Source organism: Paeniglutamicibacter sp. MACA_103, from assembly GCF_045798555.1.
Taxonomy (GTDB): domain Bacteria; phylum Actinomycetota; class Actinomycetes; order Actinomycetales; family Micrococcaceae; genus Paeniglutamicibacter.
Map to the genome: position 1 here is coordinate 1 of NZ_JBIXLN010000089.1, position 4,901 is coordinate 4,901.

Below are 4,901 nucleotides of genomic sequence, written 5' to 3' on the forward strand. Positions count from 1 at the left end.
AGTGGGGGAGCAGGTTATTGCGTGCCCTTCTGCCATCGGCCTTGTTGCCTGCCTCGGTCGCGGCTCCCTCTCGCTGGGCAGCGTTGCCCAGCGAGAGGGGGTGTGGCCCGGTCGGGACTTGTTGCAGCCAAGCCCCGCCTCGAGTCCGCCAGGGTCTCGGGGCCAAGCTTTGCCTTGGGCTGTGCTCGCCGAGATCCGCCGCGGGGGTAGCGCTTTGGATGTTCATATGGTGATACGGCGTGATAGCTCGTATCATTAGTGGTATGACGAGCATGGCGTTTGAATACGAGGTGGACCGGGCGTTGCACCGTCGCGGTGATCCCATGAGCACTCATGATTTTCTGGCTGTCCTGGAGGAGGTCACCAGCATTGCCGTGGAGCCTCTGACCGCGGGGGAGCACGACTTCTTGATGAAAAATACTGATCTGGAGGAAGCCGACCTCGACCCTGGGGGCCGGGTCGCGACGAACTTGCGGGTGCTGGCCGGTCAGGCCAGCTCGAGGGCGGCCCTGCGGGAGAACTCCCTGAGTACCGCCGAGGTTGCCTCGCTGACTGGGAGGGATCCAGCAAATGTGCGCCGTTCCCGGCTTGAGGGTGCCCTGTATTCGCCAGGGACCGGCGTTCCGGGGCAGAGCCTGCGTTTCCCACGCTGGCAGTTTATCGAGGGCGCGCCGGTACCAGGGCTGCGCAAGGTCATTCCTGCTTTCCCTGCTCACTTTCACCCCTTGTCCATTGAGCGATTCATGACGACCGCGAATGAGGATCTGGAAGGCATGACCCCGGTCGCGTGGTTGGCCATGGGTGGCGCTCCCGATGCCGTGGCAGCGCTTGCCGATGAACTGGGCTACGAGTGAGCCCGAAGCACCCCAAGAACCCACTCACCCCAAAAGCACCCCTGCAAGCGGAACGTAAGCACCTGATCACCTATGACCAGGCACTCTGGCGCATCCACACCACCGTGGGCACACACCCCTCAACCTGGGACGAGCTACGGGCGTATGGACCGATATCCCGCTTCCGCTGGGACCCCCACCCCGCACCCACCCAACTACACCCCGAAGCGGCAGTTTCCTATACCGCCACGGACTATGTCACGGCGTTCGCAGAGGTCTTCCAGGACGATCAGGCCATCACTCTTTCAGCTAGCCGCGCATTGTCAGGCTGGTATCCCAACAGGCCACTGACACTGCTTGACCTGGTCAATAGCGACTGGGCCGTGCACCATGGCGCATCTGCTTCGCTGCCTCAGGCGACAAAGAACATTTGCCGTAACTGGTCAAGCAGTATCTGGGAGCAACTGGGCCGGGGATCCGATGCGCTCCTCGATGGGCTCTACGTGCCATCCACCAAAATTGGAGACCCCATGGTGGTGCTGTTTCCCCGGGCCAAGGACGCATTCCCCGCAGCCCCCAATTTCTCACGGTCTCTGAACCACGCCGCCGTGGCGGCCATGGCCACTTCAGCTGCTGCTCGCCTTCGGTGGTCGATCCGCTAGGCAGCACCACGGTGCCCGAAGAAAACATTGTGCGAATTCGCTGTCTATCGGCGGAACAATCCACCTTTCCGTATGCTCGCGGTTCCTGCCCGGGCACTCGGATCCGGTGTTCTTGAGCTGGCCTCGTGCTTCCCTCGCCGGGCGTGCGGGGCTTTTGCTTGCCTGCTTTGGCCAGTGTGGTCCCCGTAGGCGCGCTGCGTGGTTGCCTCCGGCCCGCTTCCCTCGCCTCCGGCCCGCTTCCCTCGCTGCGCTCGCCGGGCCCCTCCCGGCCGCTGCTGCGTACCTGCGACTGGGTCGACTGGCGGCACTCGCCGTGGATCCAGGGCCTCTCCTTGCGGCCGTGTCTGCTATCTGCTGGTTCAGGGGCGGCACCTACTGCCTGTTGCGCTCTGGCGCGCCTGCCTGCCGAGGTCTGGTTTTGGTTTCGGGTTTGGAGGGTGTCGTGGAGTGCTCCGATCCAGTCGTGGGGTTGTGGGCTGGGGATGAAGGGCGAGGGCGCTGGAGTGGCCAGTTGCGGTAGGTGTGGGGCGCAGGGCATTGGTGCGGTATCGATTGGTGGGGCATAGAAGAAGAAGGCCACGGTCAGGATGGCTAGGGTCAGGTACACGCTGTGTAGGAGTGGTTTCTTCACCCCTAAGGCGACTTGGCACCGTGTTGGCAGTGTGAGCAGCTGGATTGATTTTTGAGGCTGTGGAGGCTTCGAGGTCTGACGGTGGGCCTGCTGGTTGTTAGGTGCTGCTGTGTGGAGGAGGACGGCGATGCTTTCTAGGGTTTCCATACAGCACCGAGTGGCCCCTTTTCCGCTCCGCTCGCGCAGGCGGTTCGGGGTGCTGGGATGGTTTTTCTGCGGAGCTTTCATAGCTCGTTTGAGTGCCGGGGAGTGGGGCTGGCTCACCGTGGCTCGGGTTGATCCTTGTGCTGTGGTTTCTTGCTTGCTGGTGGTGTCCGTCTTTGCTGGGATTTGGTGGTGTCTCACCCAGACGTCTATGCGCCGAGGTATCTGACGGGCGGTTGCCGACGGCGGTCTACCTCGCTGCCTCGCCTCGGTGCCTGTCTCATGGCGCGTGAGGCCCTCGCCGTGTGGGCTTCGGTGTCTGCCTCGATCTGTTTGCGCTCGCCGGTGGCGGGGGCCGCGCAGCTCTTATCTGGGGGCAATAGGCCGTGCTGCCCGACCCGCCCGTTGCCGGGGCGGTCTCTCGATGTCAGTACTGCCGCCGGCACATTCTGGGTAGCGGGAGGGGTTTTTCTGGATGTCCAGAATTTTTTCTGTCGTGGTGTCCGTGTGGTTGCTGTTCGCTGCTGTTTCAGTGCCCGCGTTGCTGGTGGTTCCGGTGCGGGCGGGTCTGGGAGTTCTCATGGTCGGTCTCTATGCGGCAGGCGTGCCTGCGCAGTTTCTGGGGCCACCTGCTGCATGCCTTGGTGTCCGTGTTGCCTGTGTCCAGGGGCTGGCCTTCGGTGGTGCTCTGATTCGCCGTCGGACTAGCGTCTCCCTGTTGCCGCGTGGCTCCCTGCGGGGTGCGCTGAAATTCGTCAGTGCCCGCTGCCTGTTGCCCCCAGGTGTCGGACACGGCCTGCTGCGCCTCGATCTGTTTGCGCTCGCCGGTTGCTGACCTCGACGTGCGCCGTGGGCTGTCTATGGCTCGCGCCCAGCCGGCGCATCATCTGGACAACTAATCTGACCATTCGCTTTGTTTCTTATTTTGTATAAATCTCGGTTGCTAAATTTGTGTTTGTGGGGCAACGACTGGGCAATGGTGGGGCAGTGGCTGGGCAGTTGCTGGGCAATTTTTGGGTGTGGTTTTTCTGGGTGTCCAGAATTTCGAGGTCTGGTTTGGCGTCCTCGGTGGCTTGCGCGGGTTGCCCTGGACGGGTGGTTGGGTTCCCTGGTCGTGGGCCCTGGTGGTGTTGGTGGGTTCCCTTGGGGCGGTATGTCCTTGCGCCGGGGCCGGCGCCGTGGCCGGGGTGTGCTGCCTCGGCGTGCACTGGGAGCTGCCCCGCCTCGAGGTGCGCCGCTTTGCGGGTGGTGTTTTGCGGGGGTTTGTGGGCTGTTTGGGGGCTTGGGGTGGTGTGGCTGGGTGTTTGGGGCGGGGTGGGTGTGTGGGGCTGTCTGTCGGGTTCTGGTGGGTGGTGTGCGGGGTTTGAGCGGTTGGCCTGCACGGTTGGGGCGTCGGGGTTCCTTGGGGTGTGGGCCCTGGTGTGGTGGCTGCCGGGCTCTTGGGGTGGTATGTCCTTGGGGGAGCTGCAGCTGCGTGCCTCGGGCTGCGCTGTCTGGGGGTGTTTGGGGCCGTCTGCCGGCGATTGATAGCCGGGGTGCGGGTGGTCTTTGCGTTGCGGCTGGGTGGGGTCGGCGTGGGGTGTGGTGGTAGGTGCGTTCTTGTGGGTGTTCTTAGGTATGTTGTTATGTTTTGCCTTGTGAGAGTGGCTTTCTTGGGTGTGGGTCTATGTGGCTACGTGTTCGGGCAATCGGGCAGTTGGGTAGTTGGGCGGTTACATGGCCGCGTTGGGTCGTGGTGGGCCTGGTCTTGGGGGGTGGTCGTGCGGGGACATACCGTGTGGGGATCCCAGGGCGCTGGGGCTGGATCTTGGTGAGGCTGCGTTCTTCCTGGTTGGATCCGCGGCGGGGGTTGCGCCTGGTGTGTTGGCGGTATGTCTTTTGGCTTCCCTGGTCTTCGGGCCCTGGTTGTGGATGTTGCACCTGGTGTGTTGGCTTGCCGGTGGTATGTCTGGGCCGCTGCGCGCAGGCGGGCCCTGGTTCCGCTTGGTGCTGCGGCGGCTACTGCTGCTGGTGTGCTGGCGGTATGTCCGAGCTGCGCTCGCCGGCGGCTTATGCTGGGGCGGTGGGGACATACCGTGCGGTACCGATGTAGCCGGCGCCACCAGGGGAGCCGGCTCCTGGCCGGGGCGGGGTGGTATGTCTGTGTTTTTCTAGGTGTTTGCCTAGGTTGAATCTTAGGTAAGGAGTTGTGTTTTTCGGCCGTATTTCGTGGTTGACATGGGCTTTTGTGGTAAACTTGGGGTAGTTCAAAGGTAGGTTTAGCCATGGTTGGCATGGCGGATGAGAAGACGGCAGGGGAGGTGTTCGGGCAGATGGTTACCCAACAGGCACGGCAGGCGCTCAGCGAGGCTGGTGACGCCGTGGAGCTGCAGGCCCTCGGCCGCGCGATGGCCGCCTCGACGGAGGCAGTCGCTTTTTCCGCCCGACGCGCCCAGGGGGAGGCTCCGATGGTCAGGCCGGCCGCCCCCTCGTCCAAAGCCCTCCTGGTGACCCACACCGAGACCGTGGCCTGCCGGCGCACCGCAAGCCCTTTGCCCGATCAGCAGCGCGTCAGCCGCTGCCCGAAGGCCGACGACGAGACCGCACCACCGACCAACCCGACCGCCCGGCAGGGCGGTTGCCAGCGCGTCA

Annotated in this window: 4 protein-coding genes; all 4 read left to right on the forward strand. The window is 63.8% G+C overall.

The window, feature by feature from the left end; genetic code table 11:
* Positions 1–272: 272 nt before the first annotated feature.
* Positions 273–854 carry a hypothetical protein gene (locus tag ACIPVK_RS21495; protein WP_407614019.1) on the forward strand — a complete coding sequence of 194 codons (582 nt, stop codon included), beginning with the start codon at positions 273–275 and terminating at the stop codon, positions 852–854.
* The gene (locus tag ACIPVK_RS21500) at positions 851–1,495 is read left to right on the forward strand and encodes an RES family NAD+ phosphorylase (RefSeq protein WP_407614020.1); all 645 of its coding nucleotides are present in this window, start codon (positions 851–853) and stop codon (positions 1,493–1,495) included. Before ACIPVK_RS21495 ends, ACIPVK_RS21500 begins: the two co-directional genes overlap by 4 nt.
* A gap of 1,250 nt (positions 1,496–2,745) precedes the next feature.
* Positions 2,746–3,105, forward strand: coding sequence for a hypothetical protein (locus tag ACIPVK_RS21505; RefSeq protein WP_407614021.1), 360 nt, complete (start codon positions 2,746–2,748; stop codon positions 3,103–3,105).
* Between the two features lie 1,429 nt (positions 3,106–4,534).
* A partial coding sequence (locus ACIPVK_RS21510) for a hypothetical protein (RefSeq protein ID WP_407614022.1) occupies positions 4,535–4,901 on the forward strand: 367 nt, incomplete at its 3' end.

Coding starts and splice junctions, on each gene's coding strand:
- ACIPVK_RS21495 (WP_407614019.1), top strand. CDS start 273: ATGGCGTTTGAATACGAGGTGGACCGGGCGTTGCACCGTCGCGGTGAT.
- ACIPVK_RS21505 (WP_407614021.1), top strand. CDS start 2,746: ATGTCCAGAATTTTTTCTGTCGTGGTGTCCGTGTGGTTGCTGTTCGCT.